15 protein-coding genes are annotated in these 15234 nt (G+C 54.9%); 1 reads left to right on the top strand and 14 read right to left on the bottom strand.

What is annotated here, in order from left to right:
* Positions 1-67 precede the first annotated feature (67 nt).
* From sucD to mdh, 3 genes are all read right to left on the bottom strand, one after another.
* Positions 68-943 (bottom strand): succinate--CoA ligase subunit alpha, encoded by an 876-nt coding sequence (sucD, locus tag CMN55_RS07330; RefSeq protein ID WP_293948965.1) that lies wholly within the window; start codon positions 941-943, stop codon positions 68-70.
* Entirely contained in the window at positions 943-2112 is a 1170-nt protein-coding gene (gene sucC, locus CMN55_RS07335) for an ADP-forming succinate--CoA ligase subunit beta (protein WP_293948967.1), read from the bottom strand. The genes sucD and sucC overlap by 1 nt, the downstream gene beginning before the upstream one ends.
* A gap of 133 nt (positions 2113-2245) precedes the next feature.
* Positions 2246-3208 (bottom strand): malate dehydrogenase, encoded by a 963-nt coding sequence (gene mdh / locus CMN55_RS07340; protein WP_293948969.1) that lies wholly within the window; start codon positions 3206-3208, stop codon positions 2246-2248.
* 352 nt (positions 3209-3560) lie between these two features.
* Between mdh and zapE the strand changes: the two genes are divergently transcribed.
* Positions 3561-4691: a cell division protein ZapE gene (zapE, locus tag CMN55_RS07345; RefSeq protein ID WP_293948971.1), complete on the top strand. Its 1131-nt coding sequence runs from the start codon at positions 3561-3563 to the stop codon at positions 4689-4691.
* A 21-nt stretch (positions 4692-4712) separates the two neighbouring features.
* Here zapE and CMN55_RS07350 read toward each other — a convergent pair whose 3' ends face one another.
* From CMN55_RS07350 to leuD, 11 genes are all read right to left on the bottom strand, one after another.
* Positions 4713-5291 carry an FMN-binding negative transcriptional regulator gene (locus CMN55_RS07350; RefSeq protein WP_293948973.1) on the bottom strand — a complete coding sequence of 193 codons (579 nt, stop codon included), beginning with the start codon at positions 5289-5291 and terminating at the stop codon, positions 4713-4715.
* 106 nt (positions 5292-5397) lie between these two features.
* Positions 5398-6174 carry a succinate dehydrogenase iron-sulfur subunit gene (locus CMN55_RS07355; RefSeq protein WP_293948975.1) on the bottom strand — a complete coding sequence of 259 codons (777 nt, stop codon included), beginning with the start codon at positions 6172-6174 and terminating at the stop codon, positions 5398-5400.
* 18 nt (positions 6175-6192) lie between these two features.
* Positions 6193-7986, bottom strand: a complete 1794-nt coding sequence (gene sdhA / locus CMN55_RS07360) for a succinate dehydrogenase flavoprotein subunit (protein WP_293948977.1) — start codon at positions 7984-7986, stop codon at positions 6193-6195.
* 9 nt (positions 7987-7995) lie between these two features.
* Entirely contained in the window at positions 7996-8376 is a 381-nt protein-coding gene (gene sdhD, locus CMN55_RS07365) for a succinate dehydrogenase, hydrophobic membrane anchor protein (protein ID WP_293948979.1), read from the bottom strand.
* A gap of 3 nt (positions 8377-8379) precedes the next feature.
* Positions 8380-8769, bottom strand: a complete 390-nt coding sequence (gene sdhC / locus CMN55_RS07370) for a succinate dehydrogenase, cytochrome b556 subunit (RefSeq protein ID WP_293948981.1) — start codon at positions 8767-8769, stop codon at positions 8380-8382.
* A gap of 98 nt (positions 8770-8867) precedes the next feature.
* Positions 8868-9932, bottom strand: a complete 1065-nt coding sequence (locus CMN55_RS07375) for a MaoC family dehydratase (RefSeq protein ID WP_293948983.1) — start codon at positions 9930-9932, stop codon at positions 8868-8870.
* Between the two features lie 11 nt (positions 9933-9943).
* On the bottom strand, positions 9944-10819 hold the full coding sequence (locus tag CMN55_RS07380; RefSeq protein WP_293948985.1) for an HpcH/HpaI aldolase/citrate lyase family protein: 876 nt from the start codon (positions 10817-10819) through the stop codon (positions 9944-9946).
* 140 nt (positions 10820-10959) lie between these two features.
* Positions 10960-12381, bottom strand: coding sequence for a right-handed parallel beta-helix repeat-containing protein (locus tag CMN55_RS07385; RefSeq protein WP_293948987.1), 1422 nt, complete (start codon positions 12379-12381; stop codon positions 10960-10962).
* Between the two features lie 11 nt (positions 12382-12392).
* Complete coding sequence (locus CMN55_RS07390; RefSeq protein WP_293948989.1) at positions 12393-13415, bottom strand: aspartate-semialdehyde dehydrogenase; 1023 nt, start codon at positions 13413-13415, stop codon at positions 12393-12395.
* A gap of 68 nt (positions 13416-13483) precedes the next feature.
* The gene (leuB, locus tag CMN55_RS07395) at positions 13484-14596 is read right to left on the bottom strand and encodes a 3-isopropylmalate dehydrogenase (protein WP_293948991.1); all 1113 of its coding nucleotides are present in this window, start codon (positions 14594-14596) and stop codon (positions 13484-13486) included.
* Between the two features lie 32 nt (positions 14597-14628).
* On the bottom strand, positions 14629-15234 hold the full coding sequence (leuD, locus tag CMN55_RS07400) for a 3-isopropylmalate dehydratase small subunit (RefSeq protein WP_293948993.1): 606 nt from the start codon (positions 15232-15234) through the stop codon (positions 14629-14631).

Below are 15234 nucleotides of genomic sequence, written 5' to 3' on the forward strand. Positions count from 1 at the left end.
ATTACGGGCGGGATTTCTCCCGCCCCCTATAAGAGTCAATACATAAGTAATGGTTAACCTTACCAGATCAACCTTTCAAAACCCTTACCAAAGTGGAGCCCAGAGCCGCCGGGCTGTCAGACACCGTGATACCGGCGCTGCGCATGGCCTCCATTTTGTCTTCTGCGCCACCTTTACCACCGGAAATGATGGCTCCGGCATGGCCCATGCGGCGACCGGGCGGTGCCGTCACACCGGCAATAAATCCGACAACCGGCTTCTTGACTTTGGATGATTTCAGAAACGCCGCCGCTTCCTCCTCGGCTGATCCGCCGATTTCACCGATCATAATGATGGATTCCGTTTCATCGTCCCCCAGGAACATATCCAGGCAGTCGATAAAATTGGTGCCGTTCACCGGGTCTCCGCCAATACCGATACAGGTGCTCTGTCCAAGACCTGCCGCCGTTGTCTGGGCAACCGCTTCATAGGTCAGCGTCCCCGAACGGGAAACAATGCCGACATTGCCACGACGATGGATATGCCCCGGCATAATGCCGATCTTGCATTCATCGGGCGTGATCACACCCGGGCAGTTCGGGCCGATAAGACGGGATTTGCTGTTTCTCAGCGCCCGCTTGACGCGCACCATATCGAGAACCGGAATGCCTTCAGTAATACAGACAATCAGCTCGATTTCCGCATCGATCGCTTCCAGGATGGCATCGGCGGCAAAGGGCGGCGGCACGTAGATGACGCTGGCGTTCGCTTCGGTGACCGCACGCGCTTCGGCAACCGTATTGAAGATCGGCAGGCTGAGATGTGTCTCCCCGCCTTTGCCGGGCGTGACGCCGCCGACCATCTTCGTCCCATAAGCAATAGCCTGTTCGGAATGGAATGTCCCTTGCGACCCCGTGAAGCCCTGGCAGATAACTTTCGTGTCTTTATTGACGAGAACCGACATTACGCTGCCTCCTTCACTGCTTTGACAATTTTCTCGGCAGCATCACCGAGATCGTCAGCCGACAGAATGGGCAGCCCCGATTCCGCGAGAATTTTCTTACCCAAATCAACATTGGTGCCTTCAAGCCGCACCACAAGTGGCACACTGAGAGCGACTTCTTTCGCCGCCGCCACGACACCTTCCGCAATCACATCACAGCGCATGATGCCGCCGAAGATATTGACGAGAATGCCTTCAACATTTTCATCCTTCAGGATGATTTTGAAGGCTTCCGTCACCTTCTCGCGGGTGGCGCCACCGCCCACATCGAGGAAGTTGGCTGGCGTTCCGCCGTTAAGCTGGATGATATCCATCGTCGCCATGGCGAGACCGGCGCCATTCACCATGCAGCCGATATTGCCATCGAGTTTGATGTAGTTAAGATCATATTGCGCCGCTTCCCTCTCCGCCGGATCTTCTTCGTCCGGGTCGCGGAGGTCCGCAATATCCTTGTGCCGGTAAAGGGCGTTATCATCGAAATTCATTTTCGCATCCAGCGCGATCACATCGCCGCCGCCGGTCACGACAAGCGGGTTGATTTCAACCAGGCTTGCATCTGTATCAACGATCGCCTTATAAAGGGCCACGATGAATTTAACGGCCGCGCCGACCTGCTTGCCCTCAAGGCCGAGACCGAAAGCAATCTTGCGCGCATGGAACGGCATGACACCGGTTGCCGGGTCCACGCTGACCATCAGGATCTTTTCTGGCGTCTTCTCCGCAACTTCTTCAATATCCATCCCCCCTTCGGTGGAGGCCATGAAGGTCACGCAGTCTTTCGCCCGGTCAATGATCGCTCCGAGATAAAGCTCCCGCGCGATATCGCACCCTTCTTCGATATAGACCCGCTTGACTTCCTTGCCTTCCGGCCCGGTCTGATGGGTGACAAGCTGCATCCCGATCATCGCCTGCGCCGTCTCTGCAACCGCGTCCAGTGATTTGACGACTTTAACGCCGCCGCCCTTACCACGACCGCCTGCATGAATCTGTGCCTTGACGACCCAGACCGGGCCTCCCAGCCCCTCTGCAACGGTCTTCGCTTCATCGGCGGTATAGGCCACACCGCCCCGCGGTACGGTAACACCGTATTTCGTGAGCAGGGCCTTCGCCTGATATTCATGAATATTCATTGTTTTCCGTTATTGCTGTATTTAAAACATCAAAAAATGGGGGACCGATCTTCGGAAAGCCCATTGACGCTACGGTATCCCACCATAAAAAGGGGCACAACCGGTTATTGCTGTGCCCTTTCATTTTACCTCGTTACTTGAGGCTTGGATCTATGCCGGTACAGGCGTCGATCAATCCTCTCACCGCATTGACCGATTTGTCGAACATCGCCTTCTCATCGGCATTCATGTCAATTTCGACAATACGCTCGACACCCCCTTCGCCGATCACCGTCGGAACGCCGACATAGACGCCGTCAAGGCCATACTGGCCTTTCACAAAGGCGGCGGAGGGCAGAACCCGCTTTTTGTCTTTCAGAAAGGCTTCCGCCATGGTGATCGCGCTGGACGCCGGGGCGTAGAAAGCGGAACCGGTTTTCAGAAGCGCAACGACCTCTGCGCCGCCATTCCGTGTCCGGTCAACAATGGCGTCGATCTTCTCCTGTGTGCTCCATCCCATTTTGATCAGGTCTGGCACCGGGATACCGGCAACGGTGGAATAACGGATCAGCGGCACCATGGTGTCGCCATGACCGCCGAGAACAAAGGCTGTCACATCTTCAACGGAGACGTTGAATTCTTCGGCGAGAAACAGGCGGAACCGGGCGCTGTCAAGAACACCCGCCATACCGACGACCATGTTGTGCGGCAGACCGCATTTTTCGCGCAGCACCCAGACCATCGCATCAAGCGGGTTAGTAATGCAGATGACAAAGGCGTTCGGAGCATATTTTTTGATGCCCTCACCCACAGACTGCATAACCTTGATATTGGTACCGAGCAGATCGTCGCGGCTCATTCCGGGCTTGCGGGCGATACCGGCCGTTACGATGCAGACATCGGCGCCCTCGATTGCGCTGTAATCATTGGCGCCCGAAAAGTTGGCATTGAACCGGTCCACGGGTGAGGAAGACGCAATATCAAGCGCTTTGCCCTGGGGCAGCCCTTCCGCGATATCAAACAGGACAACGTCGCCAAGTTCTTTGAGGCCGGCGAGATGTGCAAGCGTACCGCCAATATTTCCGCTTCCGATAAGGGCAATCTTTTTTCGAGCCATTATATTCTCCGAAGTCAAATGAGGGAGGGCCCGCCAGAAACCTGCAAAGCCCCCTTGTGAATATTACTGTGGGTACTAGCCCTTTTTAGACGCAAGAGCAAGATCGTGCATGTAATTACAGGCAAATTTTTACAGCCTCGGTTCCGCAAAAGCCAAAATTAGTCGTAATTAATATTGCCCCGCCGCCGCAAAGGCGATTTGACAGCCTTTTGAAACACGATAAAAGAGAAGACGGCTGAAAAAGTGAATCAATTTTCAACCTCATCATTGCCAGACCGGCCTCGTATCTATACAGATCGAAAGATTGTAAAATAACCTCCATCCGCTTCTCGAACCTGATCTTTGCGCATTCATGAATGATTCAACCGGCCCCCAAGAAGCCTATCGCAAGCTGCTGGCAGACAAGCAAATTCAGGATGATCCGGGACAGCGGCTCGCGGTCGAGAAGCTGCAAACCCTGCACCGTCGCCTGATTGACTATAATCCACAAACCAGCCCCCGCTGGACCCAGATTTTCCGTCTGGGTGCCCGCAAGCCGCGCGTGGAACCGCCTCAGGGACTCTATATCTATGGCGATGTCGGGCGCGGAAAATCCATGCTGATGGATCTTTTCTTCGATACTGCCCCGGTGAAACAGAAACGCCGGGTGCATTTTCATGCCTTCATGCTGGAAGTCCACGCCTTCATGCATCGCGAGCGTCAAAAACAGGAAGGGCGTAATAACGATCCGGTATCTGCCCTTGCTGCCTCCATCATGGAATCCGCTTGGCTGCTCTGTTTCGATGAATTTCAGGTGACGGACGTGGCCGATGCCATGATCCTTGGACGGTTATTTGAGCTACTGTTTGATCAGGGGGTTGTTGTTGTCGCCACCTCCAACCGGGTGCCAGATGATCTGTACAAGGATGGGCTCAACCGGCAGCTTTTCCTGCCTTTTATTGCCCTGCTGAAAGAGCAGCTTGATGTCCTGCATCTGGCAGGCGGTCGCGATTACCGGCTCGACCGGCTGGCCGAACAGCCGGTTTATTTCAGCCCCCTTGACGCGCGCACCAACGCGGAAATGGATCGTATCTACGCTGAAATGACCGAAGGTTACGAGAATAATCCGCAAACGCTTGTCACGCAGGGCCGCAAGCTGGAGGTGAGCACCTCCGCCCGCGGCGTTGCCCGCTTCCGTTTCGAGGAACTCTGCGCGCGGGCGCTTGGCGCCTCCGATTACCTGACCCTGACGGAGCATTTTCATACCATCTTCCTTGATCATGTCCCGCGTCTGACCCCGGCCCGCCGGAATGAGTCAAAACGCTTCGTCACACTGGTGGATATTCTCTATGAGGCGAAGGCAAACCTTGTCATGTCTGCCGAAGTGGAGGCCGAACAGCTTTACACAGCCGGTGACGGCAGCTTCGAATTTGCCCGCACGGTTTCACGCCTGATGGAAATGCGATCGGAAGAGTATCTGAAAGGCCATGCCGCCAAGAACTGAACCGCTTCTTACGCGCTGCGTCTAACCCCAGAGCCGGCCGATCGCCTCTTCCACTCCCGCCTGATCCACCGCCGATTTATTTTGTCCGAGTTTGGCCTTCCCCTCAATCCGGCTCAGCGGAATTTCAAAAGCTATTATGCCTTGCATCAGGCCCTTTAGCCGTCTGTCATCCAGTTGATCGGCGCGCCAGGGGTTTTCCATGTCTTTCTCATTTTCATGGGTTAGCCTGTCCAGCAAATGGCGAACTTTAGCGGGATCTTCGATTATTTTGGGTCTGCCATAGACATGCACCGCGACATAATTCCATGTTGGCACGTTGATTTCTGTCGCATAATAGCTCGGCGAGATATAGACATGCGGCCCCTGAAAGATAACCAGCGCCTCGCCCCGTTCCAGAATGTTGCCATGCGGGTTTGCCCGTGCCATATGGGCGATCAGGGTACCATTCTCGCCCCGCGTCTCGTCATAACAAAACGGAAGATGGGTCGCGACAGGCCGCCCCTCCTCTCCTATCGAGACAAGGGTCGCAAAGCTCGCCGTTGGCAAAAGCCGGATCAGGGTTTCCTTGCCCGGCGCCGCAAAATGGGGCGGTACATACATGGCGCTCTCCCGATAAAAAAGGCCGCATTCTCATGCGGCCTTGATTAGATTGAAAAGAGACCCTCCGAAAGAGCCAGTTTCCGCAAATTATGGGAACCACTTATGCCTAGCGCCGTTCCACCATCATCTTCTTGATCTCGGCAATCGCCTTGGCCGGGTTCAGGCCCTTCGGACAGGTGTTGGCGCAGTTCATAATCGTATGGCAGCGATAGAGGCGGAACGGGTCTTCCAGATTATCGAGACGCTCCCCGGTATGCTCATCGCGGCTGTCGATGATCCAGCGGTAGGCCTGAAGCAGGATGGCTGGACCCAGGAACCGGTCCGAATTCCACCAGTAGCTCGGGCAGGACGTGGAACAGCAGGCACAAAGGATACATTCGTAAAGCCCATCCAGCTTTTCACGATCCTCCTTGGATTGCAGCCGCTCCTTCGACGGGGACGGCGTCTCGGCCTGCAGCCATGGCTGGATCGACGCATACTGCGCATAGAAATTGGTGAGATCAGGGACCAGATCCTTCACCACCGGCTGATGCGGCAACGGATAGATGTTAATGTCGCCATTAAACTCATCCATACCCGTCGTGCAGGCCAGTGTGTTCGTTCCGTTGATATTCATGGCGCAGGAGCCGCAGATGCCTTCACGGCAGGAACGGCGGAACGTCAGGGTCGGATCAATCTCGTTCTTGATCTTGATCAGACCGTCCAGGATCATTGGACCACAAGTATCCAGATCCACATAGTAAGTGTCGATGGCCGGATTCTTGTCATCATCGGGAGACCAGCGGTAGACATTGAATGTCTTCAGGTTCTTTGCACCATCCGGTTTCGTATGCGTCTTGCCGGTGCCAACCCGTGAATTTTTAGGTAATGTCAGTTCAACCATGTTTCATCCCTAACGCCCTTAGTAAACGCGCGCTTTTGGTTTGATATAAGCAATTTCATCGGTCAGCGTATAATCATGTACCGGCCGGTAATCGATTTTCACTCCGCCCTCATCGCTGTGATAGGTGAGCGTGTGCTTCATCCAGTTTTCGTCATCCCGGTCCGGAAAATCCTCATGCGCATGGGCGCCGCGGCTCTCTTTACGGTTTTCCGCCGCCGTCATGGAGACAACAGCCTGACGGATCAGGTTATCCAGCTCCAGCGTTTCCACAAGGTCCGAATTCCAAATCAGTGACCGGTCCGTTGTCTTGATTTCCGGCATCTGTTCCCAGACCTTGTTGATTTTCTCAACGCCTTCGGCAAGAGACTTGCTGGTCCGGAAGACGGCACAGTCTTCCTGCATCACGCGCTGCATGTTATCGCGGATGGTCGCCGTTGACAGGCTGCCATTTGCATGGCGGAAGCCGTCCAGACGACCCAGCGCCGCATCGCAGGCATCCTTCGGCAGCGGCGCATGCGCCTGACCGGGCTTGATGATATCTTTGGCCCGGAGCGCGGCCGCACGGCCAAACACCACAAGGTCGATCAGGGAGTTGGAACCCAGACGGTTCGCCCCATGAACGGAAACGCAGGCCGCCTCACCGACTGCCATCAGGCCGGGCACGATTGCATCAGGATTGCCGTCTTTCAGATCAACCACTTCCGCATGATAGTTCGTCGGAATACCGCCCATATTGTAATGCACTGTCGGCAGAACCGGGATCGGCTCCTTATGAACATCAACACCGGCAAAAATGCGGGCGCTTTCGGAAATACCTGGCAGACGCTCATCAATCATGGCTGGATCCAGATGATCCAGATGCAGATAGATATGATCCTTGCGCGGGCCAACACCGCGGCCCTCACGAATTTCCAGCGTCATGGAACGGCTGACAACGTCACGGCTCGCAAGGTCCTTCGCATGGGGCGCATAACGCTCCATGAAACGTTCGCCTTCACCATTCACGAGAAAGCCGCCCTCCCCGCGGACGCCTTCGGTGATCAGGCAACCCGCGCCATAAATCCCGGTCGGATGGAACTGCGTAAATTCCATATCCTGAAGCGGGAGCCCGGCGCGCAGCACCATGCCGCCCCCGTCACCGGTGCAGGTGTGGGCGGAGGTGCAGCTGAAATAGGCCCGGCCAAAACCGCCTGTCGCCAGCACAACCATATGTGCGCGGAAGAGGTGGAGTGACCCATCTTCAAGGCTGAGACACAGCACACCCTTGCAGGAACCATCCTTGTCCATGATCAGATCAAGCGCGAAATATTCGATGAAGAACTGGGTGTCGTGCTTCAGGCTCTGGCTGTAGAGCGTATGCAACATGGCGTGGCCCGTCCGGTCGGCGGCCGCGCAGGTCCGCTGGGCCGCCGGGCCGTCGCCGAACTGGGTCGTCATCCCACCAAACGCACGCTGATAAATCTTGCCTTCTTCCGTACGGCTGAATGGCATACCGAATTGCTCCAGCTCCAGCACGGCGGCGGGCGCTTCACGGCACATATATTCAATGGCATCCTGATCGCCGAGCCAGTCGGACCCCTTGACGGTGTCAAACATATGCCACTGCCAGTTATCTTCCCCCATATTGCCGAGGGAGGCGGAGATACCGCCCTGCGCCGCCACGGTATGGCTGCGGGTCGGAAACACCTTGGTGACCGCCGCCGTTTTCAGTCCGGCCGCCGCCATGCCCATGGTCGCGCGCAAGCCCGCGCCGCCCGCACCGACGACAACCACGTCATATTTATGTTCGATTATTGGATAGGCTTCTGACATCTTGTTACTTTAACCCCCGAGCGCAAGCTTCAGTACAGCAAGCGCCGCGGCCAGACCAACGACCGCGCAGACAAAACTGTTGAGCAGCAAGAGAATGAACTTGGTGCTTTCCGTATGGATATAATCTTCAATCACCACCTGAAGGCCGAGCTTGAGGTGATAGAAAGTTGCCGCAATCATCAGCAACAACACCAGCGATGCGAACGGGCGGCTGAGCGTATTGTAGACCGTCGCATAATCCGCGCCGACAAGACAGATGACATAGGCGAGGCCGATCACGAACAGCGGGATCATGGCCACCGCCGTCACCTTCTGATGCCACCAGTGCGTTGTGCCTTCCTTGGCGGAGCCAAGTCCGCGAACATTCTTAAGAGGGGCTCTCATTCCCATGGCTCAGGCTCCCATTGCGTAGGCGACAATCCAGGTGAGCAACGTCAACACCACGGAAGCGATGATGGCGGTCATGCCCGATTTGCGCATGGTTGGCAGTTCAAACCCCTTACCTGCATCCCAGAACAGATGCCGGATACCATTGCAAAGATGATAGAACAGCGACCAGGTAAATCCGAAAAGGATAATCTGTCCAAACCAGGAGGAGATAAAGGCGCTGACGGTGGCGTAAGCCTCCGGCCCGCTGGCAATCGCAATCAGCCACCAGGCCAGCAACAAGGTTCCCACTCCAAGCGCGATGCCCGTTGCCCGATGGGTGATTGAGGTCACCATCGTGATCTGCGGTTTGTAAATTTGCAGATGCGGCGAGAGCGGTCTTTCAATTTTCGCCATGAGGAAATCTTTCTCGATGATAATTTTCCATAATTATTCTAATTTTAACCGAGGAGTTTAAGCCTCCTCTTTGGCAAGTCAATAGAGCTGTACGCTTTTTACACCCCGTTCGGTCTTTTTGGCAAGATCACCCAATAATCAAGGTCCAGTACGACGGACGGATCGCGCTTGCCGTCTTCCAGCTTGTCCGGGTAACTGTTGCAGGGCTTGTCCTTTGTCGCCAGCGTGCGGATACGAAGCGCGCCCGCCGTTGCATTATCGGCAAGATCAGCTTTTTCCAGAACTTCACTCCAAGCATAGATGGTGTGACCGGCAAACGTCGGCGCAGTGTGCGAGCCTCCATTGATGGCCGCCACAAGCTGGGCATTGGCCAAACCGTTGAAAGAAAGCGCCCGCGCAAGACTGATAATATGCCCGCCATAGATCAGGCGGCGACCGAAACGGTCATCCTTCATCTGGTCCTGATTAAAATGGACCTTGGCGGTATTCTGGTACAGCCGCGTCGCCATCATATGTTCGGCTTCCTCAATGGTCATGCCGTCCACATGGTCGATCTTTTCCCCGACTTCGTAATCCTCAAAATAATGGGGGGAGCCGGCAAGCGTCGCATTATAATCGGAGAAGTCGAGGCCTTCGGGCACCGAAAGCACGGCAGGATCAACGCGGGCAGGCAGATCCGGCACCACTTCCTCCGGCGCAGGAGCATTATGATCCTTCTTGTGCACCATCACCCAACGGACATAATCAAGTACGATGGCCCCCATCTGGTTGGTTCCGATGGAGCGGACATAAACAACGCCTGTCTTGCCGTTGGAATTTTCCTTGAGGCCGATAACCGTCGAGCTGGTCTTCACCGTATCGCCCGGAAAGACAGGCGACTTGAACTGCACATCCGCATAGCCGAGATTGGCAACAGCATTCAGCGAAATATCCGGCACCGTCTTGCCGAACACAATATGAAAGACCAGCAAGTCATCAATCGGCGCCGCCTCAAGACCGCAATCCATGGCGAAGCTGTCGGCAGACTGCAACGCAAAGCGACTGCCATAAAGCGCCGTGTAGAGGGAAACATCGCCTTCCGTAATCGTCCGGGGCGTTGCATGGTCCAGCACCTGCCCGACCTTGAAATCTTCAAAATAATTTCCGGGATTGGTTTTGCTCATTTTCTCGCTCCTTATTCAGCAGCGGCAGCAATGGCATCGGCCATGGCAACCTTCGCCTTGGCGATGTCCACATGCAGATTTTCGATCAACTTGCCATCGACCAACACAACACCCTTGCCCTCTTTCTGGGCGGCCTCAAATGCCTCGATAATCCGGCGGGAAAGCACCACTTCCTCTTCGGAAGGGGCGAAAACTTCATTGGCGGAGGCAAGCTGCTTCGGATGGATCAGTGTCTTGCCGTCAAAACCAAGCTCCAGCCCCTGCACGCAGGCGGCATGATAGCCTTCCTCATCCCCGAGATCGAGATAAACGCCATCCAGAACCGTCAGCCCATAGGCACGACCGGCGAGAAGACAAATACCCAGTGAGGTGATGACCGGTAGACGCATCGGCGTATGCTGGGCCTGAAGCTCCTTCACAAGATCCGACGTCCCCATCACAAAGCAATCCACCAGCGGGCTCGCACCCGCAATCTCTTCCGCTTTCAGGATACCGAGCGGAGTCTCCATCATGCACCAGATGGTCGTTTTTGAAGGCGCGCCAGCCTCTTTCATGATTTTTTCCATCTCATGGACCTGCGCCGCGCTTTCGACCTTCGGCAGCAGGATCGCATCAGGCCCGGCCTTTGATGCGGCAATAATGTCATCCTTGCCCCAGGGGGTATCCAGACCATTCACCCGGATGATGATTTCCCGTTTGCCATATTCTCCCGATGCGGCATTGGCGCAGACGATCCCGCGCGCCTCCACCTTGGCGTCCGGCGCAACGGCATCTTCAAGGTCGAGAATGAGCGCATCAGCAGCCAAGCTCCTCGCTTTTTCCTGCGCCCGGGCGTTGGAACCCGGCATATACAGAACGGAACGGCGGGGGCGGATGTTTTTTGTCATGATTTATCCCTCGGGCGTGATGCCCTTTTCGATTGTCTGCAGCGAATTGAAAATGCTGCCGCATCATAATAAGTTTTTGCTGCGACGCAATGAAAAGGGACATATATAACGGCAGTTTTCCGTCTATCGGCGGTGCAACGTCAGTTTTGCCGCTCCACAGCGCCGGCATCCATAGCTTTCCCTACAGACCGCGGGTTGCCGAAATAGTCCTGGGTCATATTTTGAACCTCAACCCCCGCATCTATGGCATCGCTGTCATCGGGCAGCCGATAGTCTCCCTTATCCATATCCACAAAGACCTCATCAAAGTCATCGACCTCAAGATTTCCGGTGCTTTCAACACCCTCACCCTCAATACTATATCTTGGGGCGATATTGTTGATCAGCATGTTTTTCATTTCCGGAATACCGTCTGTATCGGAAATTATATTTATCGCGGCGGGGCCGGGTGGCGAAAAATCAATCTCCACAACCGTGTTGTTCACAATCCGGCTTGCACGTAAGCCATAGGCGGTAATCCCATGCCAGTTATTCACAACTACGATATTATTCTCGATGGTCCAGTCTTCGTAAACGCCGCCGAAAAGGCCAATCCCCTGTAACTTGCAAACGTAAGGTTGGTGAAAGTCTTCATAATTCAGGATCAAATTCCGGCGGAGCGTCACTCCCCGGATCACACCAGTTGCCGGTTTTCCATCTGGGCCGACTGACCAGGACTGAAATCCATCCGCATGGTTGCTATTAACCTGGTAACAATTCTTGACGACATTATCTTCAAACAGACTGTAATCGCCAAGACCGCGAAGCCCGTCACCGGCGAAATTCACCACTTCATTGCCAATGACAACACTATTGTTTCCATGAACAGCAATCCCAAACCTGACATTACGTATAAGGTTATTACGCGCTTCCGTGAATTCTGCTTCGGAGAGAATGCCGTCCATCGACTTTTCATCCCAGTCGGCTGCGGTCCAGCCTGATGCATCTTCAACTGTAAAAATGCGGGAATCTGAGATCACGATATCGCGTGAGTGCTTATCAATTCTGATATGGGACCGATCTTCTGGCCTTGCTCGCCCGCCTGATGTAACGGTCAGCCCTTTCAGAACGAGATTCCGACTGCGAAGAATTTCAATCATTTCAAAAACCGGCTGATCATCCCCTGCGGCTTCAAGGATTGTCCGCTCGGGAAAATCAAGGCCCTTTATATGCAACCGGCCATAAGACCCGCCAGCAAGTATCACCCTGTCACCCGAATTGATCAGTTTTCGATCCACAACCCTTTGCAAATCACGCCAGGGTGCCTCGCGGCTGCCATCCCCCTCAGTCTGGCTGGCCGGATTGACATATCGATCTGCCGCCAACGCGCTTGATAGGCCCAGAAGGAACAGCAGCATCATACTGATACCGGCACTCACGATCTTGATAATGCTGCATCTCATAATATCCCCTCCCGATTGCCCCATGACAGAACTGGTCCACCCGATACAAGTTAGGGCACCATCTGAAAACGAACAAGCCGGAGAGGGGTCTTCCCACTCTCCGGCCTGGTATTTCTTCATGCTGTCTTGGATCAGGCGGCTTTTTTCAGATATTCCCGCCCGACCAGCTCTGCAATCTGCACCGTGTTGAGCGCGGCCCCCTTACGGAGATTGTCCGACACGCACCAGAGATTGATGCCATTTTCAATCGTCGCATCATCGCGGACACGCGAGATAAAGGTCGCATAATCGCCGACACATTCGACGGGCGTGATATAGCCATTCTCTTCCGGGTTATCGACAACCATGATCCCCGGCGATTCACGAAGAATTTCCCGGGCCCGATCTGCCGAAAGCTCTCGTTCAAATTCAATATTCACGCTTTCCGCATGGCCAACAAAGGTCGGCACCCGCACGCAGGTTGCTGTCAGCTTGATGGCGGGGTCAACAATCTTCTTTGTTTCGACCATCATCTTCCATTCTTCCTTGGTGTAACGATCATCCATGAAGACGTCGATATGCGGAATCACGTTAAACGCAATCTGCTTGGTGAATTTTTCCGGCGTCGGCGTATCATTCACATAAATACCCTTGGTCTGGGTAAACAGCTCATCCATTGCCTCATTACCGGCGCCGGAGGTCGACTGATAGGTCGAGACTACAACGCGTTTGATTGTCGCCACGTCATGCAGCGGCTTCAGCGCCACAACAAGCTGCGCCGTGGAACAGTTCGGATTGGCGATGATATTCTTCTTCGTATATCCCGCCGCCGCCGCCGCGTTCACTTCCGGCACGACCAGCGGCACATCCGGGTCCATGCGGAAGTGGGAGGAATTATCAATGACAATGCATCCCTGCGCCGCCGCGATAGGCGCAAATTTGGCCGCAACGGAACCGCCCGCAGAGAAAAGAGCGAAATCTGTCCCTGTGAAGTTGAAATCATCCAGAGCTTTGACCTTCAGCTTTTTATCACCAAAGGCAACCTCGCGCCCGACGGAACGTTTCGACGCGAGCGCGATAACTTCCGTCACCGGAAACTGTCTTTCATGCAAAATATTCAGCATTTCGCGGCCCACATTCCCGGTGGCGCCGACTACCGCAACTCTGTATCCCATAATCCTTATCTTTCCGTTTCCCGCCACTTTCGCAGCAGGGGTTAAGTCAATCGTGCAATCCGCAGAGATTACCCGTTGGCCTTGTCCAGCTCCCGGAGAATGGCATCCCCCATTTCCTGGGTTGATACCTGCGTCATGCCCTTAGACATGATATCGCCAGTCCGAATGCCACTTGCAAGTACTTTCTGCACGGCGCCTTCAACAAGGTCCGCCTCGGCGCCCATATCGAAGCTATAACGCAACGCCATGCCGTAGGAGAGGATGGTGGCAATCGGGTTGGCAATGCCTTTTCCGGCAATATCCGGGGCCGAGCCATGAACCGGCTCATAAAGTGCTTTGCGCCGCCCCGTCTCATCGACATCGCCGAGAGAGGCGGAAGGCAGCATGCCGAGCGAACCGGTCAGCATCGCCGCGCAGTCAGACAGAATGTCACCGAACAGGTTATCGGTAACAATGACGTCAAACTGTTTGGGCTTGCGGACAAGTTCCATCGCGGCAGCGTCCGCATACATATGGCTCAGCTCCACTTCCGGGAATTCCGTATCGTGAATTTTCTGAACCTCTTCGCGCCAGAGGACGCCCGATTCCATGACATTGGCCTTCTCGCTGGAACAAACGCGGTTATTCCGCTTCTTTGCAAGCTCGAATGCAACACGGGCGACGCGCTGGATTTCCGGCGTTGTATACACCTGCGTGTTCACCCCGCGACGGATGCCATTGCCCAGATCTTCAATACCGCGCGGTTCCCCGAAATAGACGCCCCCGGTCAGCTCACGTACGATCATGATGTCGAGGCCACTGACCAGCTCCGGCTTCAGGCTGGACGCATCGACCAGCGCATCAAAGCACACCGCCGGGCGGAGATTGGCGAACAGTTCCAGATCCTTGCGAAGACGCAAAAGGCCGCGCTCCGGCTTAATGGAAAAATCAAGATTATCCCATTTCGGGCCGCCAACGGCGCCCAGCAGGACCGCATCTACATTCTGCGCCTTTGCCACCACTTCATCGGTGACCGGCACGCCGTGCTTGTCAATGGAGCTGCCGCCAACCAGGTCTTCATCAATATCAAATGAGACAGCGCGGTTCTGTTCCATCCAGTCGACGATACGGCGGACCTCGCCCATTGCTTCGGGGCCAATGCCGTCACCGGGCAGGATCAACAGGGATTTGTTTGATGCCATTTTGCTAACTTTCTTATTTTCCGGAGCAGAATTTAGAGCCAGGGCTGGGTGAGCTTGCGGGAAGTTTCAAACTCCTCAACCTTGTTTTCCTTACGCAGGGTCAAGCCGATTTCATCGAGACCTTCCAGCAGGCACTGCTTGTTGAACTGGTCGATTTCGAATTTGATCACACCGCCATCTGGCCCTCTGATTTCCTGTGCTTCCAGATCGACTGAAATGGTCGCATTGGCGCCCCGCGACGCATCTTCCATCAACTTGCCCAGATCTTCCTGCGACACTTCAATCGGCAGGATGCCGTTACGGAAGCAGTTATTGTAGAAAATATCCGCGAAGCTGGTGGAAATGACGCAGCGAATGCCGAAGTCAAGCAGCGCCCATGGGGCGTGCTCGCGGCTGGAACCGCAGCCAAAATTATCGCCCGCCACCAGAATTTCCGCGTTGCGGTACGCCGACTGATTGAGAACAAAATCCTCAACCTCGTTGCCATCATTGTCATACCGCATTTCGGCAAACAGATTCTTGCCGAGACCGGCCCGCTGGATGGTTTTCAGATACTGTTTGGGGATGATCATGTCCGTGTCGATATTGACAAGCGGCATGGGGGCGGCCACAGCCGTCAGCTTATTGAATTTTTCCAT

This window comes from Sneathiella sp. (assembly GCF_002694385.1).
Classification (GTDB): domain Bacteria; phylum Pseudomonadota; class Alphaproteobacteria; order Sneathiellales; family Sneathiellaceae; genus Sneathiella.

What these genes read in the sequence shown, in the direction of transcription:
- sucD (WP_293948965.1), bottom strand. Translation starts at nt 943, where the DNA reads ATGTCGGTTCTCGTCAATAAAGACACGAAAGTTATCTGCCAGGGCTTC.
- sucC (WP_293948967.1), bottom strand. Translation starts at nt 2,112, where the DNA reads ATGAATATTCATGAATATCAGGCGAAGGCCCTGCTCACGAAATACGGT.
- mdh (WP_293948969.1), bottom strand. Translation starts at nt 3,208, where the DNA reads ATGGCTCGAAAAAAGATTGCCCTTATCGGAAGCGGAAATATTGGCGGT.
- zapE (WP_293948971.1), top strand. Translation starts at nt 3,561, where the DNA reads ATGAATGATTCAACCGGCCCCCAAGAAGCCTATCGCAAGCTGCTGGCA.
- CMN55_RS07350 (WP_293948973.1), bottom strand. Translation starts at nt 5,291, where the DNA reads ATGTATGTACCGCCCCATTTTGCGGCGCCGGGCAAGGAAACCCTGATC.
- CMN55_RS07355 (WP_293948975.1), bottom strand. Translation starts at nt 6,174, where the DNA reads ATGGTTGAACTGACATTACCTAAAAATTCACGGGTTGGCACCGGCAAG.
- sdhA (WP_293948977.1), bottom strand. Translation starts at nt 7,986, where the DNA reads ATGTCAGAAGCCTATCCAATAATCGAACATAAATATGACGTGGTTGTC.
- sdhD (WP_293948979.1), bottom strand. Translation starts at nt 8,376, where the DNA reads ATGGGAATGAGAGCCCCTCTTAAGAATGTTCGCGGACTTGGCTCCGCC.
- sdhC (WP_293948981.1), bottom strand. Translation starts at nt 8,769, where the DNA reads ATGGCGAAAATTGAAAGACCGCTCTCGCCGCATCTGCAAATTTACAAA.
- CMN55_RS07375 (WP_293948983.1), bottom strand. Translation starts at nt 9,932, where the DNA reads ATGAGCAAAACCAATCCCGGAAATTATTTTGAAGATTTCAAGGTCGGG.
- CMN55_RS07380 (WP_293948985.1), bottom strand. Translation starts at nt 10,819, where the DNA reads ATGACAAAAAACATCCGCCCCCGCCGTTCCGTTCTGTATATGCCGGGT.
- CMN55_RS07385 (WP_293948987.1), bottom strand. Translation starts at nt 12,381, where the DNA reads ATGAAGAAATACCAGGCCGGAGAGTGGGAAGACCCCTCTCCGGCTTGT.
- CMN55_RS07390 (WP_293948989.1), bottom strand. Translation starts at nt 13,415, where the DNA reads ATGGGATACAGAGTTGCGGTAGTCGGCGCCACCGGGAATGTGGGCCGC.
- leuB (WP_293948991.1), bottom strand. Translation starts at nt 14,596, where the DNA reads ATGGCATCAAACAAATCCCTGTTGATCCTGCCCGGTGACGGCATTGGC.
- leuD (WP_293948993.1), bottom strand. Translation starts at nt 15,234, where the DNA reads ATGGAAAAATTCAATAAGCTGACGGCTGTGGCCGCCCCCATGCCGCTT.